Below are 17,211 nucleotides of genomic sequence, written 5' to 3'. Positions count from 1 at the left end.
GACTGTCGGTGCGCTTGCATACAGTGGCAGGACTTAATTGCAGGACTTGTCTCATACGCGATCGAAGGGACGTACATGCCCATGGGTCACACGGCCACAACGCAGGCCGGCTCCGGCGGCCTGACAGCGACCGAGCACCGGCTTGCCAACGGTCTGCGGGTGATCCTCTCCGAGGACCACCTGACCCCGGTCGCCGCGGTCTGCCTCTGGTACGACGTCGGCTCGCGCCACGAGGTCAAGGGCCGTACGGGCCTGGCCCACCTCTTCGAGCACCTGATGTTCCAGGGCTCCGCCCAGGTGCACGGCAACGGGCACTTCGAGCTGGTGCAGGGCGCCGGCGGTTCGCTCAACGGCACCACCAGCTTCGAGCGCACCAACTACTTCGAGACGATGCCCGCGCACCAGCTGGAACTGGCCCTGTGGCTGGAGGCCGACCGGATGGGCTCGCTGCTCACCGCGCTCGACGACGAGTCCATGGAGAACCAGCGCGACGTCGTCAAGAACGAGCGCCGCCAGCGGTACGACAACGTGCCCTACGGCACCGCGTTCGAGAAGCTCACCGCCCTCTCGTACCCCGAGGGCCACCCCTACCACCACACCCCCATCGGCTCCATGGCCGACCTGGACGCCGCCACGCTGGAGGACGCCCGCGCGTTCTTCCGCACGTACTACGCGCCCAACAACGCGGTGCTGTCCGTGGTCGGCGACATCGACCCGGAGGCGACGCTGGCCTGGGTCGAGAAGTACTTCGGCTCCATCCCCTCGCACGACGGCAAGCAGCCGCCGCGCGACGGCTCGCTGCCCGACGTCATCGGCGGCGAACTGCGCGAGGTCGTCGAGGAGGACGTCCCGGCGCGTGCGCTGATGGCCGCCTACCGGCTGCCGCACGACGGCACCCGCGAGGCGGACGCCGCCGACCTGGCGCTCACCGTCCTCGGCGGCGGCGAGTCCTCCCGGCTGCACAACCGGCTGGTCCGCCGTGACCAGACGGCGGTGGCCGCGGGCTTCGGCCTGCTGCGGCTGTCCGGGGCGCCCTCGCTGGGCTGGCTGGACGTCAAGACGTCCGGCGGCGTGGAGGTTCCGCAGATCGAGGCGGCCGTCGACGAGGAGCTCGCGCGGTTCGCCGCCGAGGGCCCGACGGCCGAGGAGATGGAGCGGGCCCAGGCCCAGCTGGAGCGCGAATGGCTGGACCGGCTGGGCACGGTGGCCGGCCGCGCCGACGAACTCTGCCGGTACGCCGTCCTGTTCGGCGACCCGCAGCTCGCCCTGACCGCCGTCGGACGGGTGCTGGACATCACCGCGGAGGAGGTCCGGGCCGTCGCCCAGGCGCGTCTGCGCCCCGACAACCGCGCGGTGCTGGTGTACGAACCGCTCGCCGCCGCCGATGACGTACAGGAAGACCAGGAAGGGGCGGAGAAGTGACCGAGACCGCAGCCGTGACCGGCGAAATGCAGTTCCACCCGCAGCCGCAGGCCGGCCCCGCGACCCCGTGGGCCTTCCCGGCCCCCGAGCGCGGCACCCTGCCCAACGGGATCACCCTGCTGCGCTGTCACCGCCCCGGCCAGCAGCTGGTCGCCGTCGAGGTCTTCCTCCAGGCCCCGCTGGAGGCCGAGCCCAAGGGCCTGGACGGGGTGGCCACGATCATGTCGCGCGCCTTCACCGAGGGCACCGACAAGCACACCGCCGAGGAGTTCGCCGCCGAGCTGGAGCGCTGCGGCGCCACCTTCGACGCGTTCGCCGACCACCCCGGCGTCCGGGTCTCCCTCGAAGTCCCGGTGCGCAGGCTGCCGAAGGCGCTCGGACTGCTCGCGGACGCGCTGCGCGCCCCCGCGTTCAGCGACGGCGAGATCGAGCGCCTGGTGCGCAACCGGCTCGACGAGATCCCGCACGAGGCGGCCAACCCGTCCCGGCGGGCCGCCAAGCAGCTCTCCAAGGAGCTCTTCCCGGACACCCTGCGGATGTCGCGCCCCCGCCAGGGCACCGAGGAGACGGTGAAGAACATCGACTCCGCGGCCGTGCGCGCCTTCTACGAGACGCACGTCCGCCCGGCCACCGCCACCGCCGTCGTCGTCGGTGACCTGGAGGGCACCGACCTGGACGCCGTCCTGGCGGACACCCTGGGGGAGTGGACCGGCAACACCGCCGAGCCGCGCCCCATGACGGCCGTCACGGCCGACGACACCGGACGGGTCGTCATCGTGGACCGCCCCGGTGCGGTGCAGACGCAGCTGCTGATCGGCCGCATCGGCGCCGACCGGCACGACCGCGTCTGGCCCGCCCAGGTCCTCGGTACGTACTGCCTGGGCGGCACCCTCACCTCCCGCCTGGACCGCGTCCTGCGCGAGGAGAAGGGCTACACCTACGGGGTACGCGCCTTCGGCCAGGTGCTGCGCTCCGCCGACGACGGCCGCGGCGCCGCCCTGCTGGCCATCAGCGGCTCCGTGGACACCGAATCGACCGGGCCCGCCCTGGAGGACCTCTGGAAGGTCCTGCGGACGCTGGCCGCCGAGGGTCTCACCGACGCCGAGCGCGACGTCGCCGTGCAGAACCTGGTGGGCGTCGCCCCGCTCAAGTACGAGACGGCGGCGGCCGTCGCGGCGACGCTGGCCGACCAGGTCGAGCAGGAGCTGCCCGACGACTTCCAGGCCCAGCTGTACGCCAGGCTCGCGCAGACCGGCACCGTGGAGGCCACCGCGGCCGTCGTGAACGCCTTCCCGGTGGACAAGCTGGTCACCGTGCTGGTCGGCGACGCCGCGCAGATCGAGGACCCGGTCCGCGCGCTCGGCATCGGCGAGGTCACGGTCGTCAGCGGCTGACGGTCGTCACCGGCTGACGGTCGCGCCTGCTGCTCGAACAGCGGTGCAAAGCAGGGCAAGTGGGACCCCGATGACGGGTGAGTCGTCGGGGTCCTCCCTTATGTCCGTTTTGATGCGGAGGTTGCGTGTCTGCCGTGTGGGCTGCATTACAAAATCCCGTCTCTGTTTGGTGATTGAAAGAAGGGCCGCTTAGCGTCGGTCCGGCTGTCCGTCAGAGAGCGCCGCAACCGCGGCACCGGGCAGTCATCGCCGAGTCCCCGTCAGGCGCGAGCCTGGGGAGCCGGGGACCCACTTACGTCCCTGGGGTGAATCGGACGCCATCGCCCTTCACGGGCCGGTGGGGCCCGTAGGAGACCTTCCTGCTCCGAACCCGTCAGCTAACCCGGTAGGCGAGAAGGAAGGAAAGGAAACAGCCACTTCATGGCGTTCACCCGTGCCGCCGGGAAGCACCGTCGTCCCTCCGTACTGTCGCGCAGGAGCGCGAAGTTCGCCGGAGTCGCCGCCCTCACCACGACCGGTGTCATCGGAACGCTGGCCCCGCAGGCCATCGCCGCCGAGCAGGACCTGGCCGCAGAAGACACCGGCGCCCTCCGTGCCGTCGTCCTGGAGGACTCCGTGACGGAGAACCTCAGCGACAAGATCGAGGCCCAGGCCGCCGCGCAGAAGCAGGCCTACGAGAAGGCCGAGGCCGAGCGGAAGGCCGCGGAGGCCCGCAAGGCGGAGGCCAAGCGCAAGGCCGAGGCGAAGATCAAGAAGGAGCGGGAGGAGCGCGAGCGCGCCGCCCGCGAGGCCGAGCGCAAGCGCCTCAACACCTTCCAGCTGCCGGTCGCCGGTTCGTACGTCTCCACCAGCTACAAGTCCGGTGGCGCCATGTGGTCCTCCGGCAGCCACTCCGGCGTCGACTTCCACGCCTCCTCCGGCAGCTCCGTCGTCGCCGTCGGCTCGGGCACGGTCGTCGAGGCCGGCTGGGGCGGCGCGTACGGCAACAACATCGTGATCAAGATGAACGACGGCTCGTACACCCAGTACGGCCACCTGTCCTCGATCGGCGTCTCCGTCGGCCAGTCCGTGACCCCCGGCGAGCAGATAGGCCTCTCCGGCTCCACGGGCAACTCCACGGGACCGCACCTGCACTTCGAGGCCCGTACCTCCCCCGAGTACGGCTCGGACATCGACCCGGTCGCGTACCTGCGCGGCCACGGCGTCAGCGTCTGACCAGGATTCCCCGAAGGCCCCGGCTCTCCGTGAGCCGGGGCCTTCGGCGTTCCCGCGTTCCCGCGCATTCCCGCCGTTTTCTCCTCCGGGGGACTTCCAGGTGGCCTTCAAGGGCCAAAATTCGGCCATGAATTTCCGCTCGCCGCCCGCAATTCCCGTCCGCTGCAATACAGTTCCGGGAAAGCCGCAGCAGAACGGACGGAGGGTCGGGCATGCGCATTCCCGCGCATTCGGTGTGTACGGCGATCCGCGACGACATCGTGTCCGGGGTGCTGCCGCGCGGCAGCCGGCTGACCGAGGAGGTACTGGCCCGCCGGTACGGCGTCTCGCGCGTCCCGGTCCGCGAGGCGCTGCGCACGCTGGAGTCCGAGGGCTTCGTTACCACCCGCAGGCACGCGGGCGCCTGCGTCGCCGAGCCGACCGCGCAGGAGGCCGCCGACCTCCTGGAGGTACGCACCCTGCTGGAGCCCCTGGGCGCGGCGCGGGCAGCCCTGCGGCGCAGCGAGGCGCACCTCAAGGTGCTCCGCGGGCTGGTCAGGCTGGGGCAGGAGCGGTCCAGGCGGGCGGACGGGGAGGATCTGACCGCACTGGGCGGGTGGTTCCACGAGACGCTCGCCCAGGCCTCCGCCAGCCCCGGACTGATCACGCTGCTCACCCAGCTGAAGCACAAGACCGCCTGGATGTACGTCGCCGAACGGCCCGCCCGCCCCGCCGAGCGGTGGGCCGAGCACGGCGCGATCGTGGACGCGGTGGCCCGCCGGGATGCCGAGCGGGCCAGGGCGCTGACCGCGCAGCATGCGGAGCGGGCGGTGGCCTCGTACCGCATGAGGATTCCGCAACACGCCGTAAACCTGACGAGCGGCCGGAATTAACAAAAGGGCCGTAGAACGGGCCGTACAGAAAACTTCCTGCGTGAATTACCTGAGTGCCGATGCCATGAGGAAATGACGAAAGCCGCGGCCCCCGGATTAGGGGACCGCGGCTTTCGTGCGAATTCGCCCGTACGGGCGCGACCTTTTGGGTCGTGAGGGTCAGACGGTCTCGGGGAGCTCGTCCAGGCCCTCGGCGACCAGCTTCGCCAGACGGTCCAGGGCGGCGTCCGCGCCCTCCGCCTCGGACGCCAGCACGATCTCCTCGCCGCCCTGCGCACCCAGACCCAGCAGCGCCAGCATCGAGGCGGCGTTGACCGGGTTGCCGCCCGCCTTGGTGATGGTGACGGGGACGCCGGTGGCCGTGACGGCGCGGACGAAGATGGAGGCGGGGCGGGCGTGCAGGCCCTCGGCCCAGCCGACGGTGACGCGGCGCTCAACCATGGTGTAGCCCTTCGTGTTCATGCTTGGTTGTCTAGACCAGTCTCTCATGTGGTGCGGGCTGCTCTGCCCGGCGAAAGTCCCGCCGGACGTCCCGCCGGGAGCCCTGCCGGACGTCGTGCCGAAAGTCCTGCCCGGCTGCCGTGAACAGGACCAGACTGCCCCGCCCGCACCGGGCCCGCGAGTCGTAGGCTGCCTGCATGGGCATGGCTGCGGACGATGCGGATCAGGCGAAGCGGGACTCCGACCCCGGGGACCAGGACCACGTGTACCCCGACCACTGGGAAGCCGACGTGGTGCTGCGCGACGGCGGGACGGCGCGCATCCGGCCCATCACCACCGACGACGCCGACCGGCTGGTCAGCTTCTACGAGCAGGTCTCCGACGAATCGAAGTACTACCGCTTCTTCGCGCCCTACCCCCGGCTCTCCGCCAAGGACGTGCACCGCTTCACCCACCACGACTTCGTGGACCGGGTCGGCCTCGCGGTCACCGTGGGCGGCGAGTTCATCGCCACCGTCCGCTTCGACCGGATCAACGAGGACGGCATGCCCGCCTCGGGCCCCGACGCCGACCGGGCCGAGGTCGCCTTCCTCGTCCAGGACGCCCACCAGGGGCGCGGCGTGGCCTCCGCCCTCCTCGAACACATCGGAGCGGTCGCCCGCGAGCGCGGCATCCGGCGGTTCATCGCCGAGGTGCTGCCCGCCAACTCCAAGATGATCAAGGTGTTCACGGACGCCGGCTACCAGCAGAAACGCTCCTTCGAGGACGGGGTGGTCCGCCTCGAATTCGACCTGGAGCCCACCGACCGCTCCCTGGCCGTACAGCGCGCCCGCGAGCACCGCGCCGAAGCACGCTCCGTGCAACGGCTGTTGACGCCCGCGTCGGTGGTCGTCGTCGGCGCCGGCCGGGCGCCCGGGGGAGTGGGCCGCACGGTCCTGCGCAACCTCGTCGCCGCCGGGTTCACCGGGCGTACGTACGCCGTGAACGCGGCCCTGCCGCCGGAGGTGACCGAGCTGGACGGCGTCCCGGCGTACCGCTCGGTGGCGGAGATCGGCGAGCCGGTGGACCTGGCGGTCGTCGTCGTACCGGCGCGGCAGGTGCCGGACGCGGTCACCGACTGCGGTGAGAGCGGGGTCCGGGGGCTGGTGGTGCTGGCCGCCGGGTACGCCGAGAGCGGCGGCGAAGGGCGGGAGCGGCAGCGGGAGTTGGTCCGCCGGGCCCGCTCGTACGGGATGCGGATCATCGGCCCCAACGCCTTCGGCATCATCAACACCTCCGACCTCGTACGCCTCAACGCGTCCCTCGCGCCCCAGCTTCCGACGCGCGGCCGGATCGGGCTCTTCGCCCAGTCCGGGGCGATCGGCATCGCCCTGCTCTCCGGGCTGAACCGGCGCGGAGCGGGCGTCTCGGCCTTCATCTCGGCGGGCAACCGGGCCGACGTGTCCGGGAACGACTTCCTCCAGTACTGCTACGAGGACCCGGACACGGACGCGGTCCTGCTCTACCTGGAGTCCATCGGCAATCCGCGCAAGTTCACCCGGCTCGCCCGGCGCACCGCCGCCGTCAAGCCGATCGTGGTCGTCAAGGGCGCCCGGCACAGCGGGAGCACGCCGCCCGGGCACGCGGTGCCGACGGCGCGGATCCCGGACGCGACGGTGTCGGCGCTGTTCCGGCAGGCGGGGGTCATCCGGGTCGACACGGTCACCGAGCTGGTCGACGCCGGGCTGATGTTCAGCGGCCAGCCGCTGCCGCGCGGGCCGCGCATCGCGATCCTCGGGAACTCCGAGTCGCTCGGGCTGCTCACGTACGACGCGTGTCTCGCGGAGGGGCTGCGTCCGCTGCCGCCGCGCGATCTGACGACGGCGGCGACCCCTGCGGACTTCCGGGCCGCGCTGGGTGCCGCGCTGGCGGATCCGGGGTGCGACGCGGTGGTGGTCACCGCGATTCCCTGGGTGGGCGAGAACGGGGCCATGGAGTCGGGGGACGGGGAGGTGCTGGCGGCGGCGCTGCGGGAGGCGGTGGCGGGGGCGGAGGCGGAGGGGAAGCCGGTGGCGGTGGTGCATGTGGAGATGGGGGAGTTGGCGGGGGCGTTGGCGGTGGCGGCCAGTACGGGGCCGGGGAAGGGGCGGTCGTCGGAGGCGGAGCCGGAGCGGGGCGGGGTGGGGGCGGAGGGGTCTGCTCCGCAGGGGGCCGCCCCTTGCCCACCCGTTCCGCCCCCTGGGCGGCCCAGCTGCCCAAGGGGCGGGGGTGGGGAGGGGGACGGGAGTGGTAGCGGTGTCGCAGACGGGGCCGCTTCTGTGCGGCGGATTCCGGCTTATCCGGCGGCGGAGCGGGCCGTGCGGGCGTTGGCGGAGGCGGAGCGGTATGCGCGGTGGCGGCGGGGGGCTGCCGAGTCCGGGAAGGTGCCCGAGTACGACGACATCGACGAGAGCGGGGCGGCCGCGCAGATCGACGCGCTGCTCGGGGCCGACGCGGATCCCCGGGGGCTGCCGCTCAAGGCCGACGCGGCCCGGGAGCTGCTCGGGCGGTACGGGATCGCGGTGCGCGACGCGCTGCCCGCGCCCGGTCCTGACGCCGCGGTGGCCGCCGCCGCGCGCCTCGGGTACCCGGTCGCGCTCAAGACCACCGCGCCGCACCTCAGGCACCGCCCCGACCTGGGTGGCGTACGGCTGGACCTCGCGGACGAGGACGATCTGCGGCGGGCGTACGACGAGCTGACCGAGGCGCTCGGCAAGCCCGAGGAGCTCTCCCTCGTGGTGCAGGCCATGGCGCCGCGCGGGGTCGACACCGTCGTACGGGCGAGCATCGACGCGGCGGCCGGTGCGGTGCTGTCGTTCGGGCTCGCCGGGGCCGCCTCCGAGCTGCTCGGGGACCTCGGGCACCGGCTGGTTCCGGCCACCGACCGGGATGCCGCCGAATTGATCCGGTCGATCCGGACGGCGCCGCTCCTGTTCGGCTGGCGGGGCTCCGCGCCCGTCGACACCAGGGCCCTGGAGGAGCTGCTGTTGCGGGTCTCGCGGCTGGTCGACGACCACTCCGAGGTGGTCGGTGTCGCCCTGGAACCCGTGGTCGTCGCCCCGGACGGGCTGTCCGTGCTCGGCGCCACCGTCCGGCTCGCGCCGCCCGCCGTACGGGACGACCTCGGCCCCCGGCGCCTCCCGAGCTACTGAGCCCTCACACAGCGCCCCGAAGCTCAAGGGACATCCGGGCTCCCGGGCCCCGTAGGATGGAACGCATGGCGAAGACCGGTACGACGACCCAGGGGCTGCGCGCAGCGATCGAGCGCAGCGGCTACTACCCGGCTCTTGTGGCCGAAGCGGTGGAGGCCGCTGTCGGCTCGGAGCCCGTCTCGTCGTTCCTCGTGCATCAGGAGACCACGTTCGACTCGAACGAGGTCCGCCGTCACGTCACCGTCCTGGTCCTCACCGGCACCCGCTTCATCGTCAGCCACACCGACGAGCAGAACGCGGACACCAGCTCCCCGACCCCGTACGCCACCACCTCCACCGAGTCCGTGAAGCTGGGCCGGATCTCGTCGGTCGTGGTCAGCCGGGTCGTCGCCAACCCGGAGAAGTACGTTCCGGGCACGCTGCCGCGCGAGGTCGTCCTCACCATCGGCTGGGGCGCCGTCGCCCGCCTCGACCTGGAGCCCGCCGCCTGCGGCGACCCCAACTGCGACGCCGACCACGGCTACACCGGCAACTCCACCGCCGACGACCTGAGCCTGCGGGTCAGCGAGGCCGGTGACGGCCCGGACACCGTGAAGCAGACCCTGGTCTTCGCGCAGGCGCTGTCCGAGGCGACCGCCGCGACCGGCACCTCCGCCCGCTGATGGCGCTGCCCGCCGCCTGGCAGGACCCCGTCCCCCTCGCACTCGACACCGCACCGCTCCCGGAGTACGGCTCGGGGTCCCTCGCGGACCTGCTGCCGACCCTGGCCGCAGGCATGGAAGTACCCGAAATGCGGGCCACGATCGGCGAGTTGACCCCCGCCGACCGGAACTGCGTCTTCCTGATCGACGGCCTCGGCTGGGAGCAGATCAAGGCGCACCCGGACGAAGCCCCGTACCTGCACTCCCTGTTGGGCACCTCGCGCGGAGGCACCGGCCGTCCGCTCACCGCCGGATTCCCCTCCACCACAGCGACCTCGCTCGCCTCGGTCGGCACCGGACTCACCCCCGGCACCCACGGCCTCGCCGGCTACACGGTCCGCAACCCCGACACCAACGCCCTGATGAACCAGCTGCGTTGGCGCCCCTGGTCGGAGCCGCACGTCTGGCAGCCGTACCCCACCGTCTTCCAGCTCGCGGACGCGGCGGGCGTGCACACCGCACAGGTCTCCTCGCCGGACTTCCAGCACACCCCGCTCACCAAGGTCGCGCTGAGCGGCGGCACCTTCCAGGGCCGCCTCACCGGCGAGGACCGGATGGACCTCGCCGCCCAGCACCTGGGCGCGGGCGACCGTTCGCTGGTCTACACGTACTACAGCGAGGTCGACGGCAACGGTCACCGCTACGGCGTCGACTCCGACGCCTGGCGCGGCCAGCTGATGTACGTCGACCGGCTCGCCCAGCGGCTCGCCGAACAGCTCCCGCCACGCAGCGCCCTCTACGTCACCGCCGACCACGGCATGATCGACATCCCCTTCGACGAGGAGTCGCGCATCGACTTCGACGAGGACTGGGAGCTGAGCGCGGGCGTCGCCCTGCTCGGCGGCGAGGGACGCGCCCGGCACGTGTACGCGGTCCCGGGCGCGGCGTCCGACGTCCTGGCGGTCTGGCGCGAGGTGCTCGGCGAACAGTTCTGGGTCGCGAGCCGCGACGAGGCGATCGAGGCCGGCTGGTTCGGCCCGCACATCGACGACCGGGTGCGCGGCCGCATCGGCGACGTTGTCGCCGCCGCCCACGCGGACGTGGTGATCACCGCATCGCGCAACGAGCCCGGCGAGTCCTCGATGGTCGGCATGCACGGCTCGATGACCCCGGTGGAACAGCACGTCCCGCTCCTCGAAGTCCGCTCCTGACCCTCCCCGACTTTCCCCGCTCGCCTCCCCCTCCCTCCGTACATCCCGAAAGGCCCGACCCGCCATGTCCGAGCTCGTCTTCTTCTCCGGGACCATGGACTGCGGGAAGTCGACCCTGGCGCTCCAGATCGTGCACAACCGTTCCGCGCGAGGCCTCCAGGGGCTGATCTTCACGCGGGACGACCGGGCGGGCGAGGGGAAGCTGTCCTCGCGACTGGGGCTGGTGACCGAGGCGGTGGAGGCCGCTGTCGGCATGGAGCTCTACGGGTACGTGGTGGAGCAGCTGTCGGGGGGCGAGCGGGTCGACTACGTGGTCGTGGACGAGGCCCAGTTCCTGGCCCCGGAGCAGATCGACCAGCTCGCCCGGGTCGTCGACGACCTCGACCTGGACGTCTTCGCCTTCGGCATCACCACCGACTTCCGCACCCGGCTCTTCCCCGGCTCGCAGCGGCTCATCGAGCTCGCCGACCGGCTGGAGACGCTCCAGGTGGAGGCGATGTGCTGGTGCGGGGCCAGGGCGACTCACAACGCCCGTACGGTCGGTGGCGAGATGGTCGTCGAGGGCGAGCAGGTGGTGATCGGGGACGTCGACCGTCCGGCGGTCGAGGTCGGCTACGAGGTGCTCTGCCGGCGGCACCACCGCAGGCGGATGACGAGTGCCTCCTCGCGGTCGGCGGCGCTCTCGCCGGACGTGCTTCCCGTCGCCTCCGGCTGAGGCGCCTCGCGGGGGCTGTCGCGGGTCGCTGTCCGGGGCGTCGCCCTGGGTGGGATAGAGGTAGGGGGAATTGCCCCTTTTGGGGTTCTTCGGTGTGGTGTTCAGGGGCAGGGGCTCCGGGCTGTCCCGCCAGCGGGACAGGGGCAGTTCGTTCGGGGTGGGGGCGTTCGTCGGAAGGCCCTCACCAGCGCATTTGGATGGCGTTCAGGTGCCATCAAGATCGCCGTGCCAATGTCCGTACCAACGGGCGAAGTACGAAAGGCGGTCGCAATGACTGGGACCATGCAGCAGAATCTGGTCGTTCCCCCCACGGGTAAAGCGACGGAAAAGCGAGAGGCGCCGGCCACCTACGGGCAGGCGATGAAGAGACGGACCTCGCTTTCCATCCCCCCGGGCATCCCGATCGGCGCATGGCGCAACCTGGGTCAGCACATCCACTCGATTTCCAGCTCTTCCGCGTGGTGGCTGGGGGACTGGCTGCTCTACGGCCAGGCGGAATACCCGAGCCGTTACAAGCACGCCGTCGCACAGACCTCGCTCGACTACCAGACGCTGCGCAACTACGCCTGGGTCGCCCGGCGCTTCGACTCGCAGCAGCGGGTGCACGGGCTGAGCTTCCAGCACCACGCGGAGGTCGCCGGGCTCGCCGCCGACGAGCGTGCGGGGTGGCTCAAGCGGGCCCATGAACTCGGCTGGTCGCGCAACGAGTTGCGGCGCCAGGTCAAGGCCCGCAAGGAGGTCGCCGCCGGAGTGCAGGCCGCCCCCCGGCTGAAGATGCGGCCCAACGACGACCAGCGCCAGCGCTGGCAGGAGGCGGCCGAGCAGCAGGACGTCGATCTGCTCGCGTGGATCACCAAGATTCTCGACGACGTTTCGTAGCCCGGACGGCGGGAGTGCGGCTGAACTGGGCACTCCGGAAGCTCCGGAAGTGACGTGCTGTGTGCGGAGGATGAGATGCGGGACCAGGGCACCACGGGTACCCAAGGCGCTACGGGAACGAAGCCACCACCGGTACTGGCCTCCCGTACCTCGGGGGCGTACCTGAGAGGACCCAGCCACCGGGTGGAACGCAGGGCGGTCCTCTGGTGGACACTGCGCACCCTCCTCGGCGCACTGCTCGCGCTCGGCGCGCTGGGGGTCACGTACTGGCTGTGGGAGCAGTCCAGGACCTGGGTCGGCCCCGTGTGGGTGGCGCTGGCCGCCGGGTTCCTGGTGACGCTGCTGGTCATGCCGGTCAGCCGCTACCGCATCCACCGCTGGGAGTGCACCGACAACGCGGTGTACGAGCTCAAGGGGTGGCTGATCCGCGAGTGGCGGATCATCCCGGTCTCCCGCATCCAGAGCGTCGACGTGGTGCGCGGCCCGCTGCAGCTGATGCTCGGGCTGGGCACCCTGCGCGTGATCACCGCCTCCCGGGAGGGCCGCATCAAGATCGGCGGCCTGGACGCGGAGGTCGTCGCCAGGGAGGCGGCTGCGCTCACCGAACTGACCCAGGCGACCCCCGGGGACGCGACGTGAGCCTGCGCGACGTGATGAGTGTGGTGGAGGAAGAGGAAGAGGATGAGAGGGAGCAGGTGCGGGCGGGGGGCGGTGAGGTGCCGTGGGAGCGGCTGCATCCCCGGCTGATCTGGGTCAACGGGGCGCGCTTCGTGCTCTCCCTCGTACCCACCCTGCTGTCGTTCTTCGTCTTCGGGACCGGCGGCGCCCTGCTCGACAACTGGCCCGCCCTGATCGCCACCGGGATCGGCGTGTTCATCAGCGTCGGCGACGTCCTGCGCTGGCTGCGCACCAGGTACCGGATCACCGACGACCTGGTCGAGATACGGACCGGACGCCTGGTGCGCACCTACCGGCAGATCCCCCGCGACCGCATCCGGGCCGTCGACGTGAAGACCAAGCTGCGCCACCGGCTCGCCGGGCTGCGCATCGTCTCCGTCAGCGCGGGACGCAGCAAGCCCGAGGTCAAACTGGACGCCGTCACCAAGCAGATGGCCCTCGCCCTCCAGCGCGAACTGATGGACGACCACCAGGAGGTGGCGGACGGCGAGGACGCGGCCGAGGCGGCCAGGGCTCGGGAGACGCCGATCGCCAGGCTGCGGCCGAGGTGGCTGGTCAACCACGTCGTCAACGTCACCTGCGTACTGGTCGGCGGACTGCTGCTGTGGAGCATGCACTCGATGCTCCTGATCGTCGGCGCGGACGTGGCCGGCACCATCGACGACCTGGTCAGGTGGCTCGCCCCCGGCGGCTACCCGCTCAGCTGGGTGTACTGGGGCATCGCGGTCGCCCTCCTCGGGTACTGCGCGCTGGGCATCGGATTCCTGCTGGAGAACTGGGGGTTCGTCCTGCTGCGGGTGCGCAAGGAGGACGGCACCGCGCTCCTCACCCGGCGCGGACTGCTCTCCACCCGCGAGGTGCACCGGGACGACCGGCGCACCCGGGGCATCCAGATCAGCGAACCGCTCGGCTCGCGCTGGCTCGGTACGACGGAGACCACCGTCCTGTCGACCGGGCTCGCCCTCATCGACTTCAGCGGCGACCCGGCCACCAGCATCCTGCCGCGCGCCCCCCGCGCCGAGGCGCTCCGGGTGGCGGCCCTCGTACTGCCGGGCCCGGTGCGGCCGTTGGAGGTGCCGCTGCGCAGACACCCCCGGTGGGCGCTGGGGCGCCGGCTGCTGTGGGCGCTGTGGGTGCCCGCCGGGGTGGCCGGGCTGCTGTGGTGGCTCGGCGCCACGGGCGTGACGGCGCCCTGGTCGTGGGCCGTCGGGGCCGGACTGGTGCCGGTGGCGGTGTGGCTGGCGTTCCTCGCGTACGACTCCCTGGGGCACACCTGGGAGGGCGGCTTCCTGGTGCTGCGCGCCGGGGTCTCGCGCCGTCAGACGGCCGCCCTGCGCACCGAGTCGGTCATCGGTCTCAAGGCCCGGCAGTCGGTGTTCCAGCGGCGCCTGGGCCTGGTGAACGGAGGCGTCTCCACCGCGGCCGGCGAACGCTTCTACGAGGCACCGGACATGAGCGTCGACCAGTTCCTGGTATTCGGTACGGAAGCGGCCCCGGGGCTCATCGAGGAGTTTCTCGTCGAACCGGCCGGGAAGCGCGATGGGAAGCACGACGGGGAGTGCGACGGGGAGTGCGACGGGAAGTACGACGGGAAGTACGACACGAATTCGGCCGGCGGGCGGAAATTCGGCGCCCGACAGCTCCCTGCGGCGAGTCCGCATGAGTAATCATCGTGGCATCTCTGAAGGCAGAAATTTTTTACGTGCGCCCCGGCGAAAGGCAACTGGCTTTCCCTGTCGGCCAGCCTTGAATCGTCGGAGCGAATTTCTGGGAGTTGCGGTATATGTGGGAAACAAAGCTGGCCGACGGATTTGCCGTCAGCGCACTCGGTCTCGGTTGCAGTTCGATGTCCCATGGATACGGTCCGGGGGACCGGGACGACGAGGAATCCGCCCGGGTCCTCCACCGGGCGGTCGACCTGGGCATCACCCTCTTCGACACCGCCGACGTGTACGGGCCCTTCGCCAATGAGGAACTGCTCGGCAGGACCCTGGAGCCGTACGGCGACCGGGTACGGTTCGCCACCAAGTGCGGTCTGATCGCCGGGCCGGACGGCAAACTGGCCCGCAACGGACGCCCGGAGCACCTCAGGGCGGCCTGCGAGGCGTCACTGCGCCGACTGCGCAAGGAGGCCATCGACCTCTACCAGCTGCACCGCGTCGACCCGGAGGTCCCCCTCGCGGAGACCTGGGGCGCGCTGGGCGAGCTGGTCACCGAGGGCAAGGTCCGCGCACTGGGGATATCGCACGCCACCACCGCCGAACTGGCGGAGGTGCACAGCATCTTCCGGCTCACCACCGTGCAGTACGAACTCTCCGTGTGGTCCCCGCAGAACGGGACGGAGGTACTGCCCTGGTGCCGCGAACACGGCGTGGGATTCCTCGCCTTCGCCCCCATCGGACGTGGCTTCCTGTCGGGCAAGGTGTCCCGCGAGAGCCTCTTCACGGGGGACTCGCGCAACCGCGACCCCCGGTTCGGGCAGGACGCGATGCGCGCCAACGAGGCCATCATCGCCGGACTGCGCGAGGTCAGCCTCCGGCACGGGGCCACCCTCTCGCAGGTGGCCATCGCCTGGGTGCTCGCCCAGGGGCCCGACGTGGTCCCGATCCCCGGCACCCGGCGGATGCACTGGCTGGAGGAGAACGCGGCGGCCACCCGGCTCCGGCTGACGGACGAGGACATGGCCCAGCTCGACGGGCTGCCCACGGCCACCGGCGAGATGCGCTGGGACGCGGTACGGCCCGGTGGGGCGGACCTGGTCAGGCCGGCCAGGCCCGCGGCCAGGAACTGATCACGACGGCCGCCGTCACCGCCCCCGGCAACCACCGCCCCCGGCAACCACCACCGCTCCGGCAACCACCACCCCCTCAGGACTGATTGGACGCATCACCGTGCTCTTTCCGCATACCCGGTCGCGCAGGCTGGAGTTCCGCCCCGCGTCCGCCGCCGACCGGTCGGAGTTCGTCCGCACCCTGATGCGCACCGGGATCGAGAGCGTCACCCCGGCGCGCGCCCGCACCACGCTCTCCTCCAGCGCCGCCTTCCTCGTCGCCCTGCGCTCCAGCGGTGAGGTCATCGGGTTCAGCACCCTGCACGGCATGGACCCGGCGGGGCACCTGCGCTCCGGGCTCTACCTCGACCCGGAGAAGGCCAAGCTGGGGGTCGGCGCCGAGGGGATGTACCTGACCACCAACTACGCCTTCGCGATGTTCCCCATCACCAAACTGCTCGGGCAGACCACGGAGGCCACCTTCGGCTCCATCGGCGTCAGCGACGACAGCGAGGCCAAGGGCGTCCTGGAGGACCACCTCTACTTCCAGGGCCGGCACTGGAACCTGCACAACTTCGAGGTCACCCGCCGTGAGTGGAACGTCCTGGTCGACGGCCGCCTCGGCAATGTGCTCGGCTCCGGCGTCAGCTGGCGCCACGACCCCCACCGGATGCTCCGTAAAGCGGAGTGAACCGCACCGGGCGGCCACCGCGCCCGCGTCACCCACCGGACCCACCGCACCCACGTAACCCTCATCACCGCAGCGAAGGAGGACCAGTGCCAGGTACTGGAACGGACGAACAACTGATCACCGTGCTCGGTGCGTCGGGCCTGCTGGGCACGGCCGTCGGCAGGCAGCTCGCGAGCAGACCGGGACGTCTGCGCCTCGTGGGCCGCAGGCCGGTGACGGTTCCCGAGCGGACCGTCGCCGACATCGAGGAGCTGAACCTCGACCTGACGGAGCCCGGCGCCATCGCCAAGGCCGTTGCCGGAGCGGACGCCGTCGTCCACCTGGTGGCACACACCGGAGGCCCCGGCACCTGGCGCGTCGCCGCCGGGGACACCCTCGCCGAGCGGGTCAACCTCGGCCTGGTGCACGACGTGCTCCAAGCCGTCAGGGACGGCCACACCGCCCCCGACCCGGTCCTGCTGTTCGCCGGGTCCGTCTCGCAGGCGGCCAGGCTGCCCGCCGCGGACGAGGGCGGGCCGCTGCCCGACCAGCCGCCGACCGCGTACGACCGGCACAAACTGGCCGCGGAGCAGGCCATCGAGGCGGCCACCGCCGAGGGCCTGGTGCGCGGCAGCACCCTGCGCCTGTCCACCCTCTACAGCCAGGGCATCGACAGCCCCGACCTGGACCGGGGCGTGGTGGCGACCATGGTGCGCCGCGCCTTCGCGGGGGAGCCGCTCACGCTGTGGCACGGCGGCCGGGCCGTACGCGACTTCATCGGCGTGGACGACACGGCGGCGGCCTTCCTCGCCGCACTGGACGCGCCCGTCGCCGTCAGCGGCATGCACTGGGACATCGGCACCGGCGAACGCACCAGCGTCGCCGAACTGTTCGCGCGCATCGCGGAGACCGTGGCGCGGCACACCGGCAAGCCGCCGGTCGCGGTCGAGGACACCTCGCCCGCCGGGCTCGCGATGCCCACCGACGAGATCGACTTCGTCCTCACCTCCCACGGGTTCACCGAGGCGACCGGCTGGCTGCCCCGGGTGCCGCTCGGCGAGGGACTGGACGGGCTGGCCGCCGCGGTGGCGTCCGGACACAGGCCGTAGGCCACAGGGCATTGGGCACAGGGC

Annotated in this window: 15 protein-coding genes and 1 riboswitch; of the genes, 14 read left to right on the top strand and 1 reads right to left on the bottom strand. The window is 71.7% G+C overall.

Going from position 1 to position 17,211, the window contains the following annotated elements; all coding sequences use genetic code 11:
- Positions 1-81: 81 nt before the first annotated feature.
- The 4 genes from ACZ5PB_RS05845 to ACZ5PB_RS05830 all read left to right on the top strand — a co-directional run bounded on the left by ACZ5PB_RS05845 (position 82) and on the right by ACZ5PB_RS05830 (position 4,903).
- Positions 82-1,422 (top strand): M16 family metallopeptidase, encoded by a 1,341-nt coding sequence (locus ACZ5PB_RS05845; RefSeq protein ID WP_468688303.1) that lies wholly within the window; start codon positions 82-84, stop codon positions 1,420-1,422.
- A gap of 26 nt (positions 1,423-1,448) precedes the next feature.
- Entirely contained in the window at positions 1,449-2,816 is a 1,368-nt protein-coding gene (locus ACZ5PB_RS05840; RefSeq protein ID WP_468688301.1) for a M16 family metallopeptidase, read from the top strand.
- A 237-nt stretch (positions 2,817-3,053) separates the two neighbouring features.
- Positions 3,054-3,222, top strand: a riboswitch (cyclic di-AMP (ydaO/yuaA leader).
- A gap of 14 nt (positions 3,223-3,236) precedes the next feature.
- Entirely contained in the window at positions 3,237-4,031 is a 795-nt protein-coding gene (locus tag ACZ5PB_RS05835; RefSeq protein ID WP_468688073.1) for a M23 family metallopeptidase, read from the top strand.
- A gap of 212 nt (positions 4,032-4,243) precedes the next feature.
- Positions 4,244-4,903 (top strand): GntR family transcriptional regulator, encoded by a 660-nt coding sequence (locus tag ACZ5PB_RS05830; RefSeq protein WP_468688072.1) that lies wholly within the window; start codon positions 4,244-4,246, stop codon positions 4,901-4,903.
- Positions 4,904-5,062: 159 nt separating this feature from the next.
- On the opposite strand, the gene ACZ5PB_RS05825 is transcribed toward ACZ5PB_RS05830, so the two are convergent.
- The gene (locus tag ACZ5PB_RS05825) at positions 5,063-5,344 is read right to left on the bottom strand and encodes an HPr family phosphocarrier protein (RefSeq protein WP_266660333.1); all 282 of its coding nucleotides are present in this window, start codon (positions 5,342-5,344) and stop codon (positions 5,063-5,065) included.
- A 203-nt stretch (positions 5,345-5,547) separates the two neighbouring features.
- Here ACZ5PB_RS05825 and ACZ5PB_RS05820 point away from each other — a divergent pair, with 203 nt between their 5' ends.
- The 10 genes from ACZ5PB_RS05820 to ACZ5PB_RS05775 all read left to right on the top strand — a co-directional run bounded on the left by ACZ5PB_RS05820 (position 5,548) and on the right by ACZ5PB_RS05775 (position 17,187).
- Complete coding sequence (locus ACZ5PB_RS05820) at positions 5,548-8,514, top strand: bifunctional acetate--CoA ligase family protein/GNAT family N-acetyltransferase (protein ID WP_468688298.1); 2,967 nt, start codon at positions 5,548-5,550, stop codon at positions 8,512-8,514.
- Between the two features lie 65 nt (positions 8,515-8,579).
- A complete protein-coding gene (locus ACZ5PB_RS05815) occupies positions 8,580-9,176 on the top strand; it encodes a DUF5998 family protein (protein WP_468688070.1) in 597 nt (198 codons plus the stop codon).
- Positions 9,176-10,366 (top strand): alkaline phosphatase family protein, encoded by a 1,191-nt coding sequence (locus tag ACZ5PB_RS05810; RefSeq protein WP_468688069.1) that lies wholly within the window; start codon positions 9,176-9,178, stop codon positions 10,364-10,366. Before ACZ5PB_RS05815 ends, ACZ5PB_RS05810 begins: the two co-directional genes overlap by 1 nt.
- Before the next feature lie 64 nt (positions 10,367-10,430).
- A complete protein-coding gene (locus ACZ5PB_RS05805) occupies positions 10,431-11,081 on the top strand; it encodes a thymidine kinase (protein WP_468688067.1) in 651 nt (216 codons plus the stop codon).
- 360 nt (positions 11,082-11,441) lie between these two features.
- Positions 11,442-11,960 (top strand): LmbU family transcriptional regulator, encoded by a 519-nt coding sequence (locus ACZ5PB_RS05800; protein ID WP_468688065.1) that lies wholly within the window; start codon positions 11,442-11,444, stop codon positions 11,958-11,960.
- Positions 11,961-12,143: 183 nt separating this feature from the next.
- The gene (locus ACZ5PB_RS05795) at positions 12,144-12,599 is read left to right on the top strand and encodes a PH domain-containing protein (protein WP_468688063.1); all 456 of its coding nucleotides are present in this window, start codon (positions 12,144-12,146) and stop codon (positions 12,597-12,599) included.
- Positions 12,596-14,305 carry a PH domain-containing protein gene (locus ACZ5PB_RS05790; RefSeq protein WP_468688062.1) on the top strand — a complete coding sequence of 570 codons (1,710 nt, stop codon included), beginning with the start codon at positions 12,596-12,598 and terminating at the stop codon, positions 14,303-14,305. The genes ACZ5PB_RS05795 and ACZ5PB_RS05790 overlap by 4 nt, the downstream gene beginning before the upstream one ends.
- A 116-nt stretch (positions 14,306-14,421) precedes the next feature.
- The gene (locus ACZ5PB_RS05785) at positions 14,422-15,429 is read left to right on the top strand and encodes an aldo/keto reductase (protein ID WP_468688061.1); all 1,008 of its coding nucleotides are present in this window, start codon (positions 14,422-14,424) and stop codon (positions 15,427-15,429) included.
- 100 nt (positions 15,430-15,529) lie between these two features.
- A complete protein-coding gene (locus ACZ5PB_RS05780) occupies positions 15,530-16,099 on the top strand; it encodes a GNAT family N-acetyltransferase (protein ID WP_468688059.1) in 570 nt (189 codons plus the stop codon).
- Positions 16,100-16,185: 86 nt separating this feature from the next.
- A complete protein-coding gene (locus tag ACZ5PB_RS05775) occupies positions 16,186-17,187 on the top strand; it encodes an NAD-dependent epimerase/dehydratase family protein (protein WP_468688058.1) in 1,002 nt (333 codons plus the stop codon).
- Positions 17,188-17,211 lie beyond the last annotated feature (24 nt).

The sequence above is a fragment of the Streptomyces sp. NPDC032721 genome (assembly GCF_055579625.1).
The sequence above is the reverse complement of the archived record's forward strand: the minus strand, read 5'-3'. Positions and strand labels throughout refer to the sequence as shown.